13 protein-coding genes are annotated in these 16,824 nt (G+C 65.9%); all 13 read left to right on the top strand.

The window, feature by feature from the left end; genetic code table 11:
* Nucleotides 1–29 precede the first annotated feature (29 nt).
* Nucleotides 30–2,246 carry a CHASE2 domain-containing protein gene (locus B0G57_RS11575; protein ID WP_018443387.1) on the top strand — a complete coding sequence of 739 codons (2,217 nt, stop codon included), beginning with the start codon at nucleotides 30–32 and terminating at the stop codon, nucleotides 2,244–2,246.
* A gap of 22 nt (nucleotides 2,247–2,268) precedes the next feature.
* The gene (locus tag B0G57_RS11580) at nucleotides 2,269–3,036 is read left to right on the top strand and encodes a 3',5'-cyclic-nucleotide phosphodiesterase (protein ID WP_026230171.1); all 768 of its coding nucleotides are present in this window, start codon (nucleotides 2,269–2,271) and stop codon (nucleotides 3,034–3,036) included.
* Nucleotides 3,037–3,196: 160 nt separating this feature from the next.
* Entirely contained in the window at nucleotides 3,197–6,871 is a 3,675-nt protein-coding gene (locus tag B0G57_RS11585; RefSeq protein ID WP_018443385.1) for an AAA family ATPase, read from the top strand.
* Between the two features lie 176 nt (nucleotides 6,872–7,047).
* A complete protein-coding gene (locus B0G57_RS11590; protein WP_018443384.1) occupies nucleotides 7,048–8,703 on the top strand; it encodes a 3-(methylthio)propionyl-CoA ligase in 1,656 nt (551 codons plus the stop codon).
* Nucleotides 8,704–8,739: 36 nt separating this feature from the next.
* Nucleotides 8,740–9,363 (top strand): bifunctional nicotinamidase/pyrazinamidase, encoded by a 624-nt coding sequence (gene pncA / locus B0G57_RS11595; protein ID WP_018443383.1) that lies wholly within the window; start codon nucleotides 8,740–8,742, stop codon nucleotides 9,361–9,363.
* Between the two features lie 153 nt (nucleotides 9,364–9,516).
* Nucleotides 9,517–10,707, top strand: a complete 1,191-nt coding sequence (locus B0G57_RS11600; protein ID WP_018443382.1) for an efflux RND transporter periplasmic adaptor subunit — start codon at nucleotides 9,517–9,519, stop codon at nucleotides 10,705–10,707.
* Between the two features lie 2 nt (nucleotides 10,708–10,709).
* A complete protein-coding gene (locus B0G57_RS11605) occupies nucleotides 10,710–12,725 on the top strand; it encodes a MacB family efflux pump subunit (RefSeq protein WP_018443381.1) in 2,016 nt (671 codons plus the stop codon).
* Between the two features lie 30 nt (nucleotides 12,726–12,755).
* Nucleotides 12,756–14,147, top strand: a complete 1,392-nt coding sequence (locus tag B0G57_RS11610; protein ID WP_102607246.1) for an efflux transporter outer membrane subunit — start codon at nucleotides 12,756–12,758, stop codon at nucleotides 14,145–14,147.
* Nucleotides 14,148–14,242: 95 nt separating this feature from the next.
* The gene (locus tag B0G57_RS31690) at nucleotides 14,243–14,530 is read left to right on the top strand and encodes a toxin-antitoxin system TumE family protein (protein WP_018443379.1); all 288 of its coding nucleotides are present in this window, start codon (nucleotides 14,243–14,245) and stop codon (nucleotides 14,528–14,530) included.
* Entirely contained in the window at nucleotides 14,527–14,871 is a 345-nt protein-coding gene (locus B0G57_RS11620; protein ID WP_018443378.1) for an HVO_A0114 family putative DNA-binding protein, read from the top strand. Before B0G57_RS31690 ends, B0G57_RS11620 begins: the two co-directional genes overlap by 4 nt.
* A gap of 238 nt (nucleotides 14,872–15,109) precedes the next feature.
* Entirely contained in the window at nucleotides 15,110–15,412 is a 303-nt protein-coding gene (locus tag B0G57_RS11625) for a Dabb family protein (protein WP_026230170.1), read from the top strand.
* Nucleotides 15,413–15,435: 23 nt separating this feature from the next.
* Nucleotides 15,436–15,924 carry a PaaI family thioesterase gene (locus B0G57_RS11630; RefSeq protein ID WP_018443376.1) on the top strand — a complete coding sequence of 163 codons (489 nt, stop codon included), beginning with the start codon at nucleotides 15,436–15,438 and terminating at the stop codon, nucleotides 15,922–15,924.
* 35 nt (nucleotides 15,925–15,959) lie between these two features.
* Nucleotides 15,960–16,814, top strand: a complete 855-nt coding sequence (locus tag B0G57_RS11635; RefSeq protein WP_018443375.1) for an SDR family NAD(P)-dependent oxidoreductase — start codon at nucleotides 15,960–15,962, stop codon at nucleotides 16,812–16,814.
* The last annotated feature ends 10 nt before the right edge of the window (nucleotides 16,815–16,824 follow it).

The following is a 16,824-nucleotide window of genomic DNA, read 5'->3' on the forward strand; positions in this document are numbered from 1 at the left end:
CGGTCCCGTTGGAGGGCACGCGTAATCAAATGAAACGCCTTTTGCCGCGCTGGATCGCCGGTCTCGCCATTCTCGCCGTACTACTCGGCCACGTTGCGGGGTTCTACCGGCTGCTCGCCGTCGACGTGCTCGACAACCTCATCTACGACGCGCGATTGCGAATGACGATGCCCGGCACGCGCGACGATCGCATCGTGATCGTCGACATCGACGAGCGCAGTCTGGCCGCAATGGGCCGCTGGCCGTGGGGCAGGGACCGGATGGCCGAGCTCGTCGACAAGCTTTTCGCCGCGCGAGCGAAGGTCGTGGCTTTCGACATCGTCATGGCCGAGCCCGATCGCAGCTCGGGACTTGCTACGCTCGAGCAACTGGCCGCCGGCGATATGCGCGGCGACGCGCGATATTTGGCAGTGCTCAATGGTTTGCGGGCTCAGCTCGATTTCGATAACCGCTTCGCCGCCGCGCTGCGCGAGCGGCCCGTGGCGCTCGGGTATTACATGAGCGGCCGCGATGAAGCGAACGGCGCACTGCCGCCTCCCGTTCTGTCCGCCGCGGAATTCGCCGGTCACCGCGGTGGGCTGAGGCAGGCGTACGGTTATGGGGGCAACTTGGCCGTATTCCAACAGGCGGCGGTTAGCGCGGGATTCTTCAACCCGGTCGTCGACTCCGACGGCAACGTGCGACGCGTGCCGTTACTGATCCGGCATAAAGATAAGGTGTACGAGTCGTTGTCGCTGGCGGTCGTACGGCTTTCGCTCGGCAATCCCGCGATCGCACCGGACTTCGGCGAACGAGCAGAGCGCGGCGACGATCCGCTCGAGTCGCTCCAGCTGGCGTTGCCGCACGGCACCGCGAAGATTCCCGTCGACGAGAATGGCGCCGCGCTCGTGCCTTACCGTGGCCGCGATCATAGCTTCCCGTACGTGTCCGCGGTCGACGTGCTGGCGGGACGCGTGGCCGCCACGCGGCTCGCGAATCGAATCGTGCTGATCGGCACCACTGCGCCGGGCCTGCTCGATATGCGCTCGACCCCGGTCGGCAGCGTCTATCCCGGTGTCGAAATTCACGCGAATCTGGTGAGCGGCATCCTCGATGGCACGATCAAGCACGTGCCTGCCTATGCCGATGCTATCCAACTCTTGGCGATGCTCGTCATTGGCCTATCGATGACCTTCGCCGTACCGTGGCGTGCGCCTTTGCGCGCGACGGCCATCACCGTCGCATTGCTCGGAGTCGCGATCGCAGGCGACCTTGCGCTGTGGACCTACGGCAACGCTGCACTGCCGCTCGCCGCGAGCGTGTTGCTGATCGCGGCCCTGTTCGTGCTGAACATGTCGCTCGGGTTCTTCGTCGAGTCGCGCCATCGGCGACAATTCGCCAATCTGTTCGGCCAGTATGTGCCGCCCGAGCTCGTCGAGCAGATGAGTCGCGAGCCGCATCGGTACAGTATGGACGGCCGGCGTGCCGACCTCACGGTGTTGTTCAGCGACGTGCGCGGCTTCACGGCGATCGCCGAAACGCTCGAACCCGAAGCGCTCGCGCGCTGGATGAACGAGTACCTCGGCGCAATGACGACGGTAATCCGTACACATCGCGGCACGCTCGACAAATACATCGGCGACGCGATCATGGCATTCTGGGGGGCGCCGCTCGCGGAGCCGCTTCATGCGCAGCAGGCCGTGCTGGCCGCGTTGCGAATGCGCGAAGCGTTGAGGCCGCTCAACACGGCGCTCATGGAGCGCGGCGAGCCGACGATTCAGATCGGCGTGGGTATCAATACGGGACCGATGACGGTCGGCGATATGGGTTCGCACGTGCGCCGCGCCTATACGGTAATGGGCGATGCGGTCAACCTCGGCGCGCGGCTCGAGGGAATCTCGAAGCATTACGGCGTCGATATCGTCGTCGGGGAAGCGACCTGCGGGCAGACCCCGAACATCGTCTATCGGGAACTCGACCGCGTGCGCGTAAAAGGCAAGCGCGAGGCCGTGGCGATCTATGAGCCCGTCGACGAAGCCTACAAGCTCTCTCACTCGGAGGTCGCGGAGCTCGCGCGCTGGCACGAAGCGCTGCAACAGTATCGCCGCGGCGAGTGGGACGCGGCCGAAGCTTTGTTGCGCGCGCTGCGGGATGCCGGCCCGCGGCGGCGCCTTTACACGCTCTATCTCGAGCGGATCGCCGCCATGCGTGCGTCGCGAGACGATGCCGATGCATGGGACGGCGTCCACGAGTTCGACGCCAAATGAGCCGACCGGGAACCCGTGCATGATGAAACTGACCGTTCTGGGCTGCAGTGGCGGCATAGGCGGGGAAGGGCACCGTACGACGGCGTTGCTCGTCGATGCGGACATCCTTATCGATGCGGGGACGGGCGTCGCCGACCTCGACATCGAAGCGCTTGCCCGCATCGATCATGTCTTCCTCACGCACGCTCACATTGACCACATCGCCTGCCTGCCGCTGATGCTCGATACGGTCGGGCCGCGGCGCGCGAAGCCGCTCGTCGTGCATTGCACGGCGGCAACGGAGGTCATCCTGCGTGCGCATCTGTTCAATGGAGTGTTGTGGCCGGATTTCACGCGGATACCTTCGCCCGCGAGACCGTTTCTGCGTTTCGCGCTGCTCGAAGAGGGAGAGTCCTGCGCAGTGGGCGAGCGAATCTTCGCACCGCTGCCTGCGGCTCACGGCGTGCCCGCGGTGGGGTACGAGGTGGCCACGCCTCGAGGCAGCCTGGCGTTCGGCGGCGACTCGTCCGTCTGCCCGGCGTTCTGGGATGCGGTCGCGCGGATTGCCGACTTGCGTTACCTGATCGTGGAGACGGCGTTTCCCGACGCGCAACGCAAGCTTGCCGTCGAATCGAAGCATCTATGCCCGGCGTTGCTCGCCGCGCAGTTGCCCGAACAGGCGGGCTCCTACCGATTGTTGATTTCGCATGTAAAGCCTGGTTACGAGAAGGAGACGATGGACGAACTGCGGCGTGCGGCGGGTCGCCATGCGCCGTCGATGCTGGCGCGGGGCGACGTCTATTGGCTTTAGGAAAAAAATGTAAAGCAAGCGACACCGGCGACGGCCAAAAAATATGACTTTTGTCTCGACACGCGCGACACATTCAGAAAGAATTGCGTGTGCCGTTAATGCCGTTAACCGCTAGTTAACGCAGCAAGTCAGAAGCTGCTCCCGCGCGTCAGGGCCGTCCATGTCCGCTTCGATGATCGAAATCTGCCTGCTGGGCGGTTGCCGCCTTTATGTCGACGGTCGCGAGGTCGACCTCCGTTACGACAAGGTGCGCCTCTTGCTCGCCTGGCTTGCGATGGAACCCGGGGTGCCCCAGCGGCGCGAGCGGCTCGCGAGCAGGCTTTGGCCGGATGCCGACGGGGATGCCGCGCGCCGCAGCCTGCGGCATGCCATCCATGTGCTGCGCGCGGCGTTGGGGACCGCTCACGATCGGCTCGAGGGCGATCGACAGACGCTGCTGCTCGCGGCCGATGGATGGCGCTGCGATGCGCTCGCGCTGGCCGCCGCGCAGACGCGCTTCGCGCGCGAGCTGAACGCGGCCGAGGACATCGTTGCGCTCGAGCAAGCGGCCTCTTTGTACGGCGGGGAATTCCTGGCGGGCGTCGATGCCGCCGAGGACTCCGAGCTCGAAGCGTGGCTGCGCGACCAGCGCGACGCCGCCGCGAGCCGGGCCGCACAGCTTTGGCGCAGGCTTGCCGCGCTGCGGCAGGCAAGCGGCATGATGCGCGAGGCGATGAGCGCGACGCAGCGACTGATCGAGCTGGCCCCGCTGGACGAGCCGGCGAACCGGACTTACATGGAGGCGTTGGCCGAAATCGACGGCATCGATGCCGCTCTCGCGCATTACGCCTCGTTTTGTCGGCGCCTGATGGAAGAATCGGATGCCGAGCCCGACGCCAAGACGCAGAGCCTCGCCGCGCGATTGCGGGCAAAGGCGGCGCCCGAGGCCGTTCTGCCGGAGCGACGGCCGATCGCGCTGCTGTGCGCGCAGTTGGTCGATTACGACCCGGACGGCGCATCGACGTGCCGCGACGGCCCCACGTTCTCGAGCTTGCTCGACCTCGTCCGGCAGCGCATCGGCGACGGCACCGCGCGGCTCGTCGTGCCGCACGAGGGGCTCGCGCTCGTTCATTTCGGCGTCCCGCTCGCGCTCGAAGAGTCGGCGCTCGCCGCCGCGCGACTGGCCGTCGAGCTGTCGGGCCACGCGGGACTCAGCGCATGCCTCGTTCAGGCTATCCATTGCGCGGTGCCGACCATGAGTGTTTCCGCAACCGGCCAGGAACCGCCGGGCGGTTTCGTCAACGCGGCTCTGCGTCTTTGCGCGCTCGGCCATGGCGGCGAAATTCTCGCGAGCGCCGAGGCGGCGAGCTGGCTGCGCCGCGATCTCGACCGTCGCGGCGGCGAAAGCTTCCGCTTGATCCCGCACCCGCAACATGCCGAGCTCGTCGTGGTCCGACCGCGCGCGCGTCGCGCCCGGCCGCGCGGCGACGATCTCGAGCTTCCGCTCGTCGGTCGTCGCGCCGAGTTGGCGCAGTTGCTGCGCTATCTTCGCGCCGCGCGACGAATCGCGACGAGCGTGGCCGTCGTCGGCGAGGTCGGACTCGGCAAGACGCGCCTCGCCTACGAAGTCGTTCGCCATGCAAGGCGACGTAGCTTGGCGGTCTGGCTTCGCTGCAGCCGCGAAACAGTCTACGAACCGCTCGCGCCGCTGCGCAGCTGGATCGGTGCGTTGATCGGCGCGGCGCCCGGTGTGCGCGACGCACGGGCCTTGAAGCGGCTCGCCCGGCTCGAGCGGCGCTGGCGCACGGAGGGGCTCCTGGCCGAGCTGTTCGCGCCGGCGATGGAGGGCGAAGCCGAGGGCATCGCGGCGACGCCGGCTTCGCTGAGCGGCACGTTCGCGCGCCTCATGGCGATGGCGGCCGCGGCTGCCGGCGCGCGCGGTCTCACGCTCGTCATCGACGACGTTCAATGGGCCGATGAGACGACGTGCGAGCTGCTCGACCAGTGGCTCGCGAACACGAGCGTCGCCGCTTTCACGCTGCTGCTCGCGCGCGAGCCCGGCAATGTGCCGGTCGGCGTTCCGGTCATGCAGCCGCCCCGGCTCGACGATGCCGCCTCGCGCGACCTGCTCGGGCTTGCCTCGCCGCAACGGCCGATGACGCGCGCCGAAGCCGAGGCCGGCTTGCGGCTCGCCGAGGGGCTGCCGCTCTTTCTGGTCGAGCTCAAGCGCCACTGGGCCGGGATCGGCTTCCCCCAACGGGATTTACTTCTGGGCAGCGGCGCCCAACGGCCTGCGCACGGGCGTGGCACTCAGGTTGCCGAGGCAGCGCGGCGGGGCGTCGAGTTGCCGCGCAACCTGCACGACCTGCTCGCGGCGCGTCTCGACCGACTGTCGCCGAAGCTGAGACGCCTCGCCGGCTCGGCCGCCGTACTCGGCAACGAAGGCGATATCGTTCAGTTGTCGCGGGTCGTCGACGAGCCGCCCGCTCAACTGCTGCCGCAATTCGCGCGCTTCGTCGAAGCAGGCCTTCTCTATCCGCTCGAGCATGGCGCATATCAGTTTCGCCACCAGGCGTTGCATCGCGCCGCGCTCGAGCGTTTGCCGCTCGACGAGCGCCGGGCCCTGCACGGCCGCGCCGCCGAGCGTCTCGCGGACTGCCTGCCGGCCGCGCGTGTCGCCTGGCATTGGGAGTCGGCCGGGGAACCCGGGAAAGCGATGCTCGCTCACGTGGCGGCGGGCCGGCAAGCATTTCTCCAGGGCGCCCAGCGCGATGCCATCAGTCATTTCGACAGCGCGCTGATGCACGGCGCACTGCAGCGGATCGAGGGCGCCACCATGCTTTCGGCCTGGATGGGCAAGGGCCTGGCGCTCGTCGAACTCGAGGGTTACGGCTCGCAAGCCGCATCCGACTGTTTCCGCGAAGCACAGGAGCTCGCCGAGGCGAGCGGCGATCTCGAGATGCGGCTGCAGGTCGAGTGGGGGCTTTGGTTGCCCTCGTCTTCGCGCGTCGGCCATCGCGGTGCGTTGCATCGCCACAGTCGCGTGCTGATCGAGCTCGCGACGCGCCACGGCGATGCGGCATGGCTCGCGGCCGGTCACCAGGCCATGGGCAACAACCTTTATTTCATCGGCCGCTTCGCTGAGGCCGAACCGCATCTGCGGCTTGCCGCGGAGTTCGGCGAAAGCCCTGGCATGCGCCGGCGTATTCTCGAGCGGGTCGGCCAGGCCTCGGATATCTACGCGCTCGGCTTCCTGCTCTGGATCGCCTGCAAACAAGGCGAGCCGGCAGCGATCGACGCTGCGCTGACGCGCGCATTGACGGCCGCCGACCAATTACGCAATCCCGCGGCATCGTCCTATCTGTACGGTTTCACGGCCATCGCCATGCAGATCTGCGACCGCCCCGGCGAGGCGCTGACGTGGACGGCGCGCGTGCGTGCCATCGCAGAAGCCCGCGGTTACGATCTCTGGATCGCCGTCGCGGTGATGATCGAGAACTGGGCCCGAGTCCGCCTCGGCATGACCGTCGAGCTCTATGGGCTCGAAGCCACGCTCGATGCCGTCGATGTCGCGATGCCGAGCGTCGCCGTGATCTTCCTGATCCCGTACATCGACGCGCTGCGCCACCTCGAACGCTACGCCGACGCGCTCGCCGCGTTCGATCGTGCCATGTCGATCGTGCGCCGCTACCGCGACCGTCAGGGGCTCGATACGCTGTGGCGGTTGCGCGCGGCGTGCCTCGACGGACTCGGGACAGCGAAGGCAAGAGCCGATGCCGAAAAATCTCGAGCACGCGCACAACGCATACGAGCCTGCCAGCTCGGGCTGGCACGCAAGGAGGCCGTCGCCGCGTAGTGGCCGGCACGTCGGGCTGTCCCGCGGGGCTTGCCAGGGCGCCCGCTGGCCTGAGCTTCGTTTCCGAATGCTTCGTCGAACCGGGTCGGCACGGCTTGCCGAGCGCACGAGGCTGCGGTTAATGTCCTGAAAGCGAGACTCGGGCAAAACGGGGCATCCCGGAGGAGACAGCCGCCATGACCAAGCCAGTGCTGGGCCGGATGATGGATGTGCCGCTCAACGTTTCGATGCTGCTCAGGCATGCCGCGCGCTATGCGGCCGACACCGAGATCGTTTCGCGCCGCATCGAAGGCGATATTCATCGCTACACCTATCGCGATTGCGAAAAGCGCGCGAAACAGCTTGCTCAGGCGTTGACGAAGCTCGGTGTCGGACAGGGCGAGCGCGTTGGGACGTTGGCATGGAACGGCTACCGGCACCTCGAGGCGTACTACGGGACTACGGGCATCGGGATCGTCTGTCATACGATCAATCCGCGGCTTTTTCTCGAGCAGATCGTCTACATCGTCAATCACGCCGACGATCGCTATATCTTTTTCGATACGACTTTCACTGCGCTCGTCGAGAAGCTCGCGCCGCTGTGCCCGAACGTGAAGGGATGGATCGCGCTTGGGGATGCGCAGCCGCGACCGCCGACGATCGCGGCGCCGGTCCTTTACTATGAAACGCTGCTCGAGGCCGAGAACGGCGAGCTCGACTGGCCCCAGCTCGACGAGCAAATTGCATCTAACCTCTGCTACACCTCGGGCACGACGGGACATCCGAGGGGCGCGCTCTACTCGCAGCGCTCGACTGTCCTGCACGCATACGGGGCCGCGTTGCCTGATTCGATGGGGATTTCCGCGCGCGACGCGGTGCTGCCCGTCGTTCCGATGTTCCACGTCAACGCGTGGGGCATCCCGCATGCGGCGCCGCTCGCCGGGGCCAAGCTCGTATTGCCGGGCAAGGACCTCGACGGTCGGTCGCTCTACGAGCTGATGGAAGCCGAGGGTGTCACGCTCTCGGCCGGCGTGCCGACCGTCTGGATGGGACTGCTCGCCTATGTACGCGAGGCAGGCGTTCGCTTCACGTCACTCGAGCGAACCGTCATCGGCGGCTCGTCGTGCCCGCCCGCCATGCTGCGTGCGTTCGAGGACGACTACGGCGTCCGTGTCATCCATGCCTGGGGCATGACGGAGATGTCGCCGCTCGGCTCGCTCGCGCGGCTCAACTGGGAGCAGGAGCGGCGCGCGCCCGAAGCGCGTCGCCATCTGCTCGAGAAGCAGGGCAGACCGATTTGCGGCGTCGATATGAAGATCGTCGGCGCCGACGGTAACGAGATGCGTCGCGACGGCGTCGCCTTCGGCGAGCTTCACGTGCGCGGGCCATGGGTCATCGGCAAATATTTCGGCAGCGAAGAATCGGCGCTCGTTCACGGCTGGTTCCCCACGGGCGACGTCGCAACGATCGATAGCGACGGCTTCCTGCAAATCACCGATCGCAGCAAGGACGTCATCAAGTCCGGCGGTGAGTGGATCAGTTCGAGCGACGTCGAGAACGTCGCCGTCGCCCATCCCGATGTCGCCGAGGCCGCCTGCATCGCATGTCCCCATCCGAAATGGGGCGAGCGGCCGCTCCTCGTCGTCGTCAGACGGCCGACGGGCCAGGGCCTGACACGCGAGGCGCTGCTCGCCTTTTACGAAGGCAAGGTGGCGAAATGGTGGATGCCCGACGATGTCGTATTCGTCGATGAGCTGCCGCACACGGCGACGGGCAAACTGATGAAAATAAAGCTGCGCGAGATGTTTCGCGATCACGTCTTGCCGACGGCCGGCGGCGACCGCCCGAGCTGAGCGCGCGATGCCATTTCAACCTGTTCGAGGCTCATCATGAAAGGATCGACCGACGTACTCGTCATCGTCGACGTACAAAACGACTTTATGCCGGGCGGTGCGCTCGCCGTCGCGCGCGGGGACGAAGTGGTGCCGGTCGTCAACGCGCTTGCCGGCCGCTTCGAACACGTCGTGTTTACGCAGGACTGGCACCCGCTCGACCATGTGTCGTTCGCGGCCAACCATCCGGGGCGCCAGCCATTCGAAACGGTACGGCTGCCCTACGGCGAGCAGGTGCTCTGGCCCACGCACTGCGTGCAGGGCACGCCGGGCGCGGAGATGCATGCGGAGCTGAAGGCGGCGCACGCGCGGCTCGTCATCCGCAAAGGCTACCGCCGCGACATCGACAGCTACTCGGGATTCGTCGAAGCGGATCGAAAGACGCCGACCGGCTTGGCCGGCTACCTGCGCGAGTCGGGCGTCAGGCGAGTATGGTGCTGCGGTCTCGCGACCGACTATTGCGTCGCGTGGACCGCACTCGACGCGCGCGCGGCCGGCTTCGACGCCGTCGTCGTCGAGGATGCCTGCCGGGCCATCGACCTCGACGGCTCCCTCGGGCGGGCCTGGCGCGATATGGAGGCGGCAGGCGTGGAGCGCACACGCGCCGACGAAGTGCGCTGAGGCGGGAGCGAGCGCGAACGGCGTACGTTGCCGCTTCTTCTGAATTTTCGTCCGAGCTTTCGTCCGAGAAATCCGGCGGCAGCGAATTTTGCACGATGGAACGTGTAGCGTCGACAGGTTGACTAGGACTCATCCCGTTGCCGTTAACCACCGATGCCGAAAATTCACCGCCGTACGCTCGTCGCCATATCGGGCGCAGCATTTCTGACCGCAGCCGCGGTTCTCTATCACTTCTATTTCGCAAAGGACGACCCGCCCAACTATCTGACGGCGCAAGTCGAGCGCGCGGACATCGAGGACGCCGTGCTTGCCACGGGCATGTTACGGGCTCTCAAGGAGGTCGATGTCGGGGCGCAGGTTTCCGGCCAACTGAAGACACTCGAGGTCGCACTCGGCGACAAAGTGACGAAAGGGCAGACGCTCGCCCAGATCGATCCAACGTTGCCGCAATACGCGCTGCAGCAGGCGCGAGTCAATGAAGACGACTTGCGAGCCGAGCGGCAAGCCGCGTTGGCACGGCTGCGGGAAGCGGAACTGGCGGATGAGCGCGAGCAGCAGTTGTTGCTCGCCGAAGCGACCTCGCGCGAAGCAGCGGCCACGGCCGCCGCGGCGCTCGCCGTCAGGCGCGCCGAGCTCGCCTCGCTCGACGCTAAGCTCAAGAAGGCACGCATCGAAGTCGAAAAGGCAATGGCGAGCGTTGCTTATACACGCATCGTTGCGCCGATGGACGGTGAAGTCGTCGCGCTGGTGACCCAGGAGGGGCAGACCGTCATCGCCGAGCAGCAGGCGCCCGTCATCCTCAAGCTCGCGGACCTCGACACGATGACGGTCAAGGCACAGATTTCGGAAGCCGATGTCGTGCGCGTCGCGCCCGGTCAGCCAGCCTATTTCACGATTCTCGGCGATCCCGACACGCGATACGAAGGCAAGCTGCGCGCGGTCGAGCCGGCCCCCCATGACTTCGCGGATGTGCACAGCGGCGGTCCGGGCGGCAAGGACAAGAGCTCGCGGCCGAATACGGCCGTCTTCTACAACGCGCTGTTCGAAGTGCCGAATCCGGACCATCGGCTGCGCATCTCGATGACGGCGCAGGTGAGCGTCGTCCTCGGGAAGGCGTCGCGTGCGCTAGCCATTCCGGCCTCCGCGCTCGGCGCCAAGGCGAGCGATGGCAGTCACAGCGTGCGCGTCCTGGCGAACGACGGCCGCGTGGAGACGCGCAACGTCCGCATTGGCATCAACAACAACGTGAAAGCCGAAGTATTCGCTGGCTTGAGCGAAGGGGAGCGCGTCATCGTCGGTACGGCCGGGAAATCGAGCGACGCGCCCCTGGACGCGGGAGCCTGACGATGCGCGAGCCGCTCATCGAGCTTACCGGCGTCACGCGGCGCTTTCGTGCCGGCGATGAAGAAACCACGGTGCTGCGCGATGTCGATCTTACGATCGAATCGGGCGAATTCGTCGCGATCGTCGGTGCCTCGGGCTCCGGCAAGTCGACGCTGATGAACATCCTCGGCTGCCTCGATCGGCCGAGCGCGGGCTCCTACAAGGTCGGCGGCGTGGACACCGGCACGCTCTCGCATGACGACCTGGCCCGGCTGCGCCGCGAGCGTTTCGGCTTCATCTTCCAGCGCTACCATCTGCTGCCGCGCGCCAACGCGATCGCCAATGTGGAAATGCCGGCGATCTACGTCGGCATGGCTCGCGAGGCTCGGCGCGAGCGCGCCCGGGCATTGCTCGCGCGGCTCGGGCTTGCGGAGCGCGGCTCGCACCGCCCGGCCGAACTTTCGGGTGGCCAGCAGCAGCGCGTCGGCATTGCACGCGCCCTGATGAACGGCGGCGACGTAATTCTTGCCGACGAGCCGACGGGCGCCCTCGATAGCGCGAGCGGCGATGAGGTCATCGCGATCTTGCGCGAGCTCAACGCGCTCGGTCACACGGTGATCGTCGTCACGCACGACCCCCACGTGGCGAGCCACGCGAGCCGCATCGTCGAAATCAGCGATGGCGCCGTCACAGCGGATGGCGCGAACGTCCCGTCGGCCGCGGCACCGCCGAAAGGGCGGACGTACCAAGGCGGGACGGCTCCACATGACGACGCGACGGCCGCGGCGGCGCGCGCCGTGCCGACGAGCGAACGGCTCGGACGAGGGCGGACCGGCGCGCTGGCCCGTTTCGCCGAGGCTGCCGCGATGGCTTGCTCGGCGCTCCTCGCTCATCGTTTGCGCACGCTGCTGACGATGCTCGGGATCGTCATCGGCATTACTTCCGTCGTCTCGATCGTCGCGGCGGGCGAGGGCGCGAAACGCTACATGCTCGAAGAGATCAGCCGGATGGGTGCGAACACGATCAGCGTCTATCCCGGAAGAGACTGGGGCGACAGCCTCGCCGAATCGATCCAGACGCTCGTTGCGGCCGACGCGAACGCGTTGCGCGAAGAGCCGTACGTCGATAGCGTCACCCCGCTCACGAGCCGCTCGATGCTGTTGCGATATGGCAACGTCGACGTCAACGCGCGCGTCTCGGGCGTCAGCGAAAGCAACTTCCGTGTAAGCGGCGACGAATTGGCGGCCGGCATAGCGTTCGGCGCCGAGGAAGTCCGTCGCTACGCACAAGTCGTCGTCATCGATAGCAATACCCGTCGGAAGCTCTTCGGCGAGCACGTCGATCCGCTCGGGAAGGTGGTACTGATCGATAACGTGCCGTGCGTCGTCATCGGCGTCCGGGCGAACATGCGCGGGTCGTTCTTTATCGACAACACCACGCTCAACGTCTGGGTGCCTTACACGACGGCGAGCGCGCGGCTCTTCGGGCAACGCCACGTCGAGGGGATCGTCGTGAGAGTTCGCGCGGGGCAACCGAGCGAAGCGGCCGAGCAGAGCATCACCGAGCTGCTGACGCGGCGGCATGGCCGCAAGGACTTTTTCACCTACAACCTCGACAGCGTCATCAAGACGATGAACAAGACCGGCCAGGCGCTGACGCTGCTGCTGTCGCTGATTGCGGTCGTATCGCTGGTGGTGGGCGGCATAGGTGTAATGAACATCATGCTCGTATCGGTGACCGAGCGCACGCGCGAAATCGGCATTCGCATGGCGGTCGGTGCGCGGCGTGGCGACGTGATGTGTCAGTTTCTCGTCGAGGCCGTTCTCGTCTGCCTGATGGGAGGCGCGATCGGCATTGCCTTGTCGTTCGGCGCGAGCTTCGTGCTCGAAGCGTTCGTCGACAACTGGCGAATGGTGTTTTCGGCGAACACGCTCGTCGCGGCCGTCGTCTCGTCGACGCTCGTCGGCGTGGTGTTCGGCTTTGCGCCCGCGCGCAATGCGGCGCGACTCGATCCGGTGGTCGCGCTGGCGCGCGATTGATGAGAACAACGAATGCATCGGGCACTCAAGATGAAATCCAAGCGACACGACATCCGCGTCCATGCCAGACGCCTCATTGGCGCGGTTTGCGTTAGTGCGCTGCTCACAGGCTGCATCTCGCCGAGCGGCGGTCGACTCCCCCCGGCCGTCGCGGTGCCGAGTCAATGGCTCGCCGCCTCTGACCGAGCCGCGGCACCGGCGGCTCGTCGCTGGTGGGTGGCGTTCGAGGACGCGACACTGACGGAGCTGATCGACGAAGCGTTTGCGACGAACAACGATCTGGCCATTGCCGCGATTCGCGTTCACCGGGCGCGGCTGCGAGCGGGACTCATCGCTACGAATGGGCTGCCGAGCGCGGAAGCGAACGCCGGCATCAATGTCTCGCGAGAGTTCGATTCGGCCGGAACGCGCCGTTTCGCCTATGTGAACGCGTCGCTTTCGTACGAAGCGGATCTTTGGGGCAAGCTCGCCGCGCAACGTAGCGAGGCCGCGTGGAAGGCGCGGGCGAGCGAAGCTGACCGCGAAGCGGCCGCGCTCGCGCTGATCGGTACGACGGCGAAGCTCTATTGGCAGATCGGCAATTTGAACGAGCTGCTCGCACGAGGCGAAGCAAGCATCGCCGATGCGGAGCGAATGGTCGAGCTTGCCAAGGCGCGCCATCGAGCCGGCGCGGCATCGGCACTCGACGTCGCTGAAGCGGAGCAGCAGGCGGCGCAGCAGCGCGCCGAACAATCGGGACTGCGGATGGAACGCGAAGCGAAGCGCAACGCACTCGCTGTTCTCTTCGATCGCGCGCCCGAGCAGCGCGCCGCCGAACCGATCGACCTCTCGACTGCCACGCTGCCGGCCGTGGGCGCAGGCTTGCCCTCGGACGTGCTGGCGCGCCGTCCCGACCTGCGCGCGGCCGAATCCCGTCTGCGGGCTTCGCTCGCCAACATCGACGTTGCGCGCGCCAGCTTTTATCCGAGCTTTGCGCTGACAGGCGAGTTCGGCACGAGCAGCGAGGCACTCGTGCGCACGCTTCAGAGCCCTGTCGCAGCGCTCGGGATCGGCCTTACGTTGCCATTCGTGCAATGGAAAACGAAGCAGCTGGAGCTTCGAGTGGCGAGCAGTGAATACGACGAAGCGGCCGCCGATTTCCGGCAAAAGCTTCACCGAGCCCTCGCCGATGTCGAAGATGCACTCTCGGCGCGGACTCAACTCGATGCGCAAGCCGTGGAGCGCGAGCGCGCGGTCGTCGAAGCGCAGCGGGCGGCGATGCTCGCGCAGACTCGCTTCCGCGCCGGCAAGACGAGTCTTGCGCCGTGGATCGAGGCGCAACGCGCGCTGCGCCATTCGATGACGGCGAGCACGACGAACCGCCTGGCGAGGCTCGAGAACCGCATGGACCTCTATCTCGCGCTTGGCGGCGGGGAAGGTTGAAACAATGGAGCGGACCCTATGTTCATGCGTTTTCCAAACGCCAGATTCGCGCCAAGTGTTGACATGGTTGACAACATATCTGATGTGGTGCCAAGATGAAGGCTGTTCTACTGACGAGGGATCGCATCGCGCTCGGCCCAGATTCGTTCGTCGCGTCGGTGCTATGGCATGTTCCACTACCTGTTCTGGGAAGCTTGCACCAGTACAAATACAGTCTTGCCTACGTGGTTCGGGGCATATGCGAGGTTCGGTACGATAACGAGCGAGGAAAGGGCGATCATCGGCACATCGGGCATATCGAAAGTCCATACACTTTCACGACGATCGAGCAGTTGATTGCCGACTTCTGGTCGGATGTGAAGGGCTGGAGGGAACGAGAATGAGAACGGTAACGCTTGGCGTGTTGTCGCAAGACGACTTCTCGAAGCGCTTCATCGCGGCATCGAAGGGAGAACAGCAGGGCGAATACATCGGCTTTGCCACGCCCGCGCTCCTGTTTCAGACGATGACGCAACTTCGCTGGGAAATTCTCGAGGCTATGACGGGCGCCGGCCCGCTCGGTCTGCGCGAGATAGCCCGGCGAGTCGGGCGCGACGTGCGCCGCGTGAGCGACGACGTCCACGCCTTGCTGAATGCTGGTGTTATCGACCGTAGCGAAGACGGCGCTTTCGAGTTTCCGTACGATGCCGTTCATGTCGACTTCACCCTGAAAGCTGCGGCGTAGCCCCGCACTCATCTGCGCTCGGACAGGGGCGGAAATTTTCAGACGCTTATCCTTACTTTGCCAGCGCGCACGCTCGGCCACGAGGTCCGCGGGCTTCCTGTAAACTGAGCCGCGGACTATACCGCGACCCTTTACCGTATAGGCGCACTTTGCCAGCTAGCTCATCGAGGACCGCCAATGCCCCGGCGGCGCCCCGCAGCACCTTTTTCCAAAAACCTTCAACTGAGGTCGACCAACCGTGATTAGACACATCGTGATGTGGAAGCTGAAAGAAACGGCCGAAGGGGCGACGCGCGCCGAAAACGCGCGCAAGCTCAAGGAAAAGCTCGAGGGATGCCGGGACATCGTCCCTGGCATCGTGCGCCTGGAGGTCGGCATCGCCGCGCCGGGGCTCGAATCGACTTACGATGTCGTCCTCGTGTCCGATTTCGCCGACAAGGCGGCGCTCGACGCCTATCAGGTCCACCCGACGCACGAAGCACTGAAGGCATTCGTCGGCAAAGTGCGCGAAACGCGCGAGTGCGTCGACTACGAAATCTGACCAGCCGCCCGGCGCGTACTGAAATGTCCGAAAACCATTCCGCGAGTGCCGGCCCGCATCCGCAGGCAATCGAGAGCCCGTTCGTCGACCACCTCGGGGTGCGCCTCGTCTCAGCCGCGGACGGCGTGAGCGAAGTCGTCCTCGCACTCGACGAATCGCATCTGAACACATGGCGGATCGCGCATGGCGGCGTCACGATGACGCTTGCCGACGCCGCACTCGCCACGGCGGCGCGCAGCCTCGCCGATGATGGTGTCGGCGTCGTCACCGTCGAAATGAAAATCAACTTCATGCAGCCCGGGCGCGGCGAACTGCGTGCATACGGACGCGTGCTCCACCGCTCGACGACTATGGCCTACTGCGAAGGCGAAGTCCGTGACAGCGAGGGCCATTTCGTCGCAAAAGCGCTCGGTACCTTCAAATACACGCGCCGGCTCGCGATCGGGCGCGACGTCGTCGAGCAGCGACGCCGCCGGACGCCCGCGGGCAAGCCGGGACCGAGCGACGCCTGAGCCGTTCGATCGGCCTCGACAAAGGGGAAGAGCGGATGGACCATTTCGACGGCAAAGTTGCCGTCATCACCGGCGCCGCGAGCGGTCTCGGTCGCGCATTTGCCGAAAAAGCCGCCGCGCTCGCCATGAAACTCGTGCTGGCCGACGTGGATGAGCAAGCACTCGCCGGCGTCGTCGATGCGCTGACGGCGACGGGCGCGCGCGCGATCGGCGTGCCGACCGACGTGTCCGACGGCAGTTCGGTCGAGGCGCTCGCCGAGCGCACGCTTTCGGTCTACGGCAAAGCTCACTTGCTGTTCAACAACGCGGGGGTAGGAGCGAGCGGCTTGATCTGGGAAATGAACGCGAACGATTGGGCCTGGGTGATGGGCGTCAACGTGATGGGCGTGGCCCACGGAGTGCGCGTTTTCACGCCGATCATGTTGCGCCAGGACGAGCCCGCGCATATCGTCAACACCGCCTCCGTCGCTGGTTTTCTCGCGCCGCCGATGATGGGCGTCTACAATGCGTCGAAGCATGCCGTCGTCGGACTGACCGAGACGCTTTACCACGATTTGCGCCAGGTCACGGCACCCATCGGGTGCTCGCTGCTGTGCCCGGCGTTCGTGCCCACGGGCATCGCCGATGCGGAGCGCGCCCGGCCGGGTCGCTGGCGCAACGAAGGGGCGCAATCGGCCTCGCAAATTCTCGCGACCCGGGAACTGCGCAAGGCGGTGCGCGCGGGACGGCTAAGCGCGGCGGAAATTGCTGAGGCGGCATTCGATGCCGTCCGCGAGCAACGGTTTTACGTGTTTCCGCAACCGGCCGTCCTGTCCAGCATTCGGACGCGCCACGACGACATCGAGCAGTTGCGCGCGCCTAGCGATCCGCGCACCGACGAAAGATCTTGAGGCTCGAAAT

This window comes from Trinickia symbiotica (assembly GCF_002934455.1).
Classification (GTDB): Bacteria; Pseudomonadota; Gammaproteobacteria; order Burkholderiales; family Burkholderiaceae; genus Trinickia; species Trinickia symbiotica.

Bases quoted from the DNA above. Each gene is read 5' to 3' on its own strand.
- B0G57_RS11575 (WP_018443387.1), top strand. From the start codon at position 30: ATGAAACGCCTTTTGCCGCGCTGGATCGCCGGTCTCGCCATTCTCGCC.
- B0G57_RS11580 (WP_026230171.1), top strand. From the start codon at position 2,269: ATGAAACTGACCGTTCTGGGCTGCAGTGGCGGCATAGGCGGGGAAGGG.
- B0G57_RS11585 (WP_018443385.1), top strand. From the start codon at position 3,197: ATGTCCGCTTCGATGATCGAAATCTGCCTGCTGGGCGGTTGCCGCCTT.
- B0G57_RS11590 (WP_018443384.1), top strand. From the start codon at position 7,048: ATGACCAAGCCAGTGCTGGGCCGGATGATGGATGTGCCGCTCAACGTT.
- pncA (WP_018443383.1), top strand. From the start codon at position 8,740: ATGAAAGGATCGACCGACGTACTCGTCATCGTCGACGTACAAAACGAC.
- B0G57_RS11600 (WP_018443382.1), top strand. From the start codon at position 9,517: ATGCCGAAAATTCACCGCCGTACGCTCGTCGCCATATCGGGCGCAGCA.
- B0G57_RS11605 (WP_018443381.1), top strand. From the start codon at position 10,710: ATGCGCGAGCCGCTCATCGAGCTTACCGGCGTCACGCGGCGCTTTCGT.
- B0G57_RS11610 (WP_102607246.1), top strand. From the start codon at position 12,756: ATGAAATCCAAGCGACACGACATCCGCGTCCATGCCAGACGCCTCATT.
- B0G57_RS31690 (WP_018443379.1), top strand. From the start codon at position 14,243: ATGAAGGCTGTTCTACTGACGAGGGATCGCATCGCGCTCGGCCCAGAT.
- B0G57_RS11620 (WP_018443378.1), top strand. From the start codon at position 14,527: ATGAGAACGGTAACGCTTGGCGTGTTGTCGCAAGACGACTTCTCGAAG.
- B0G57_RS11630 (WP_018443376.1), top strand. From the start codon at position 15,436: ATGTCCGAAAACCATTCCGCGAGTGCCGGCCCGCATCCGCAGGCAATC.
- B0G57_RS11635 (WP_018443375.1), top strand. From the start codon at position 15,960: ATGGACCATTTCGACGGCAAAGTTGCCGTCATCACCGGCGCCGCGAGC.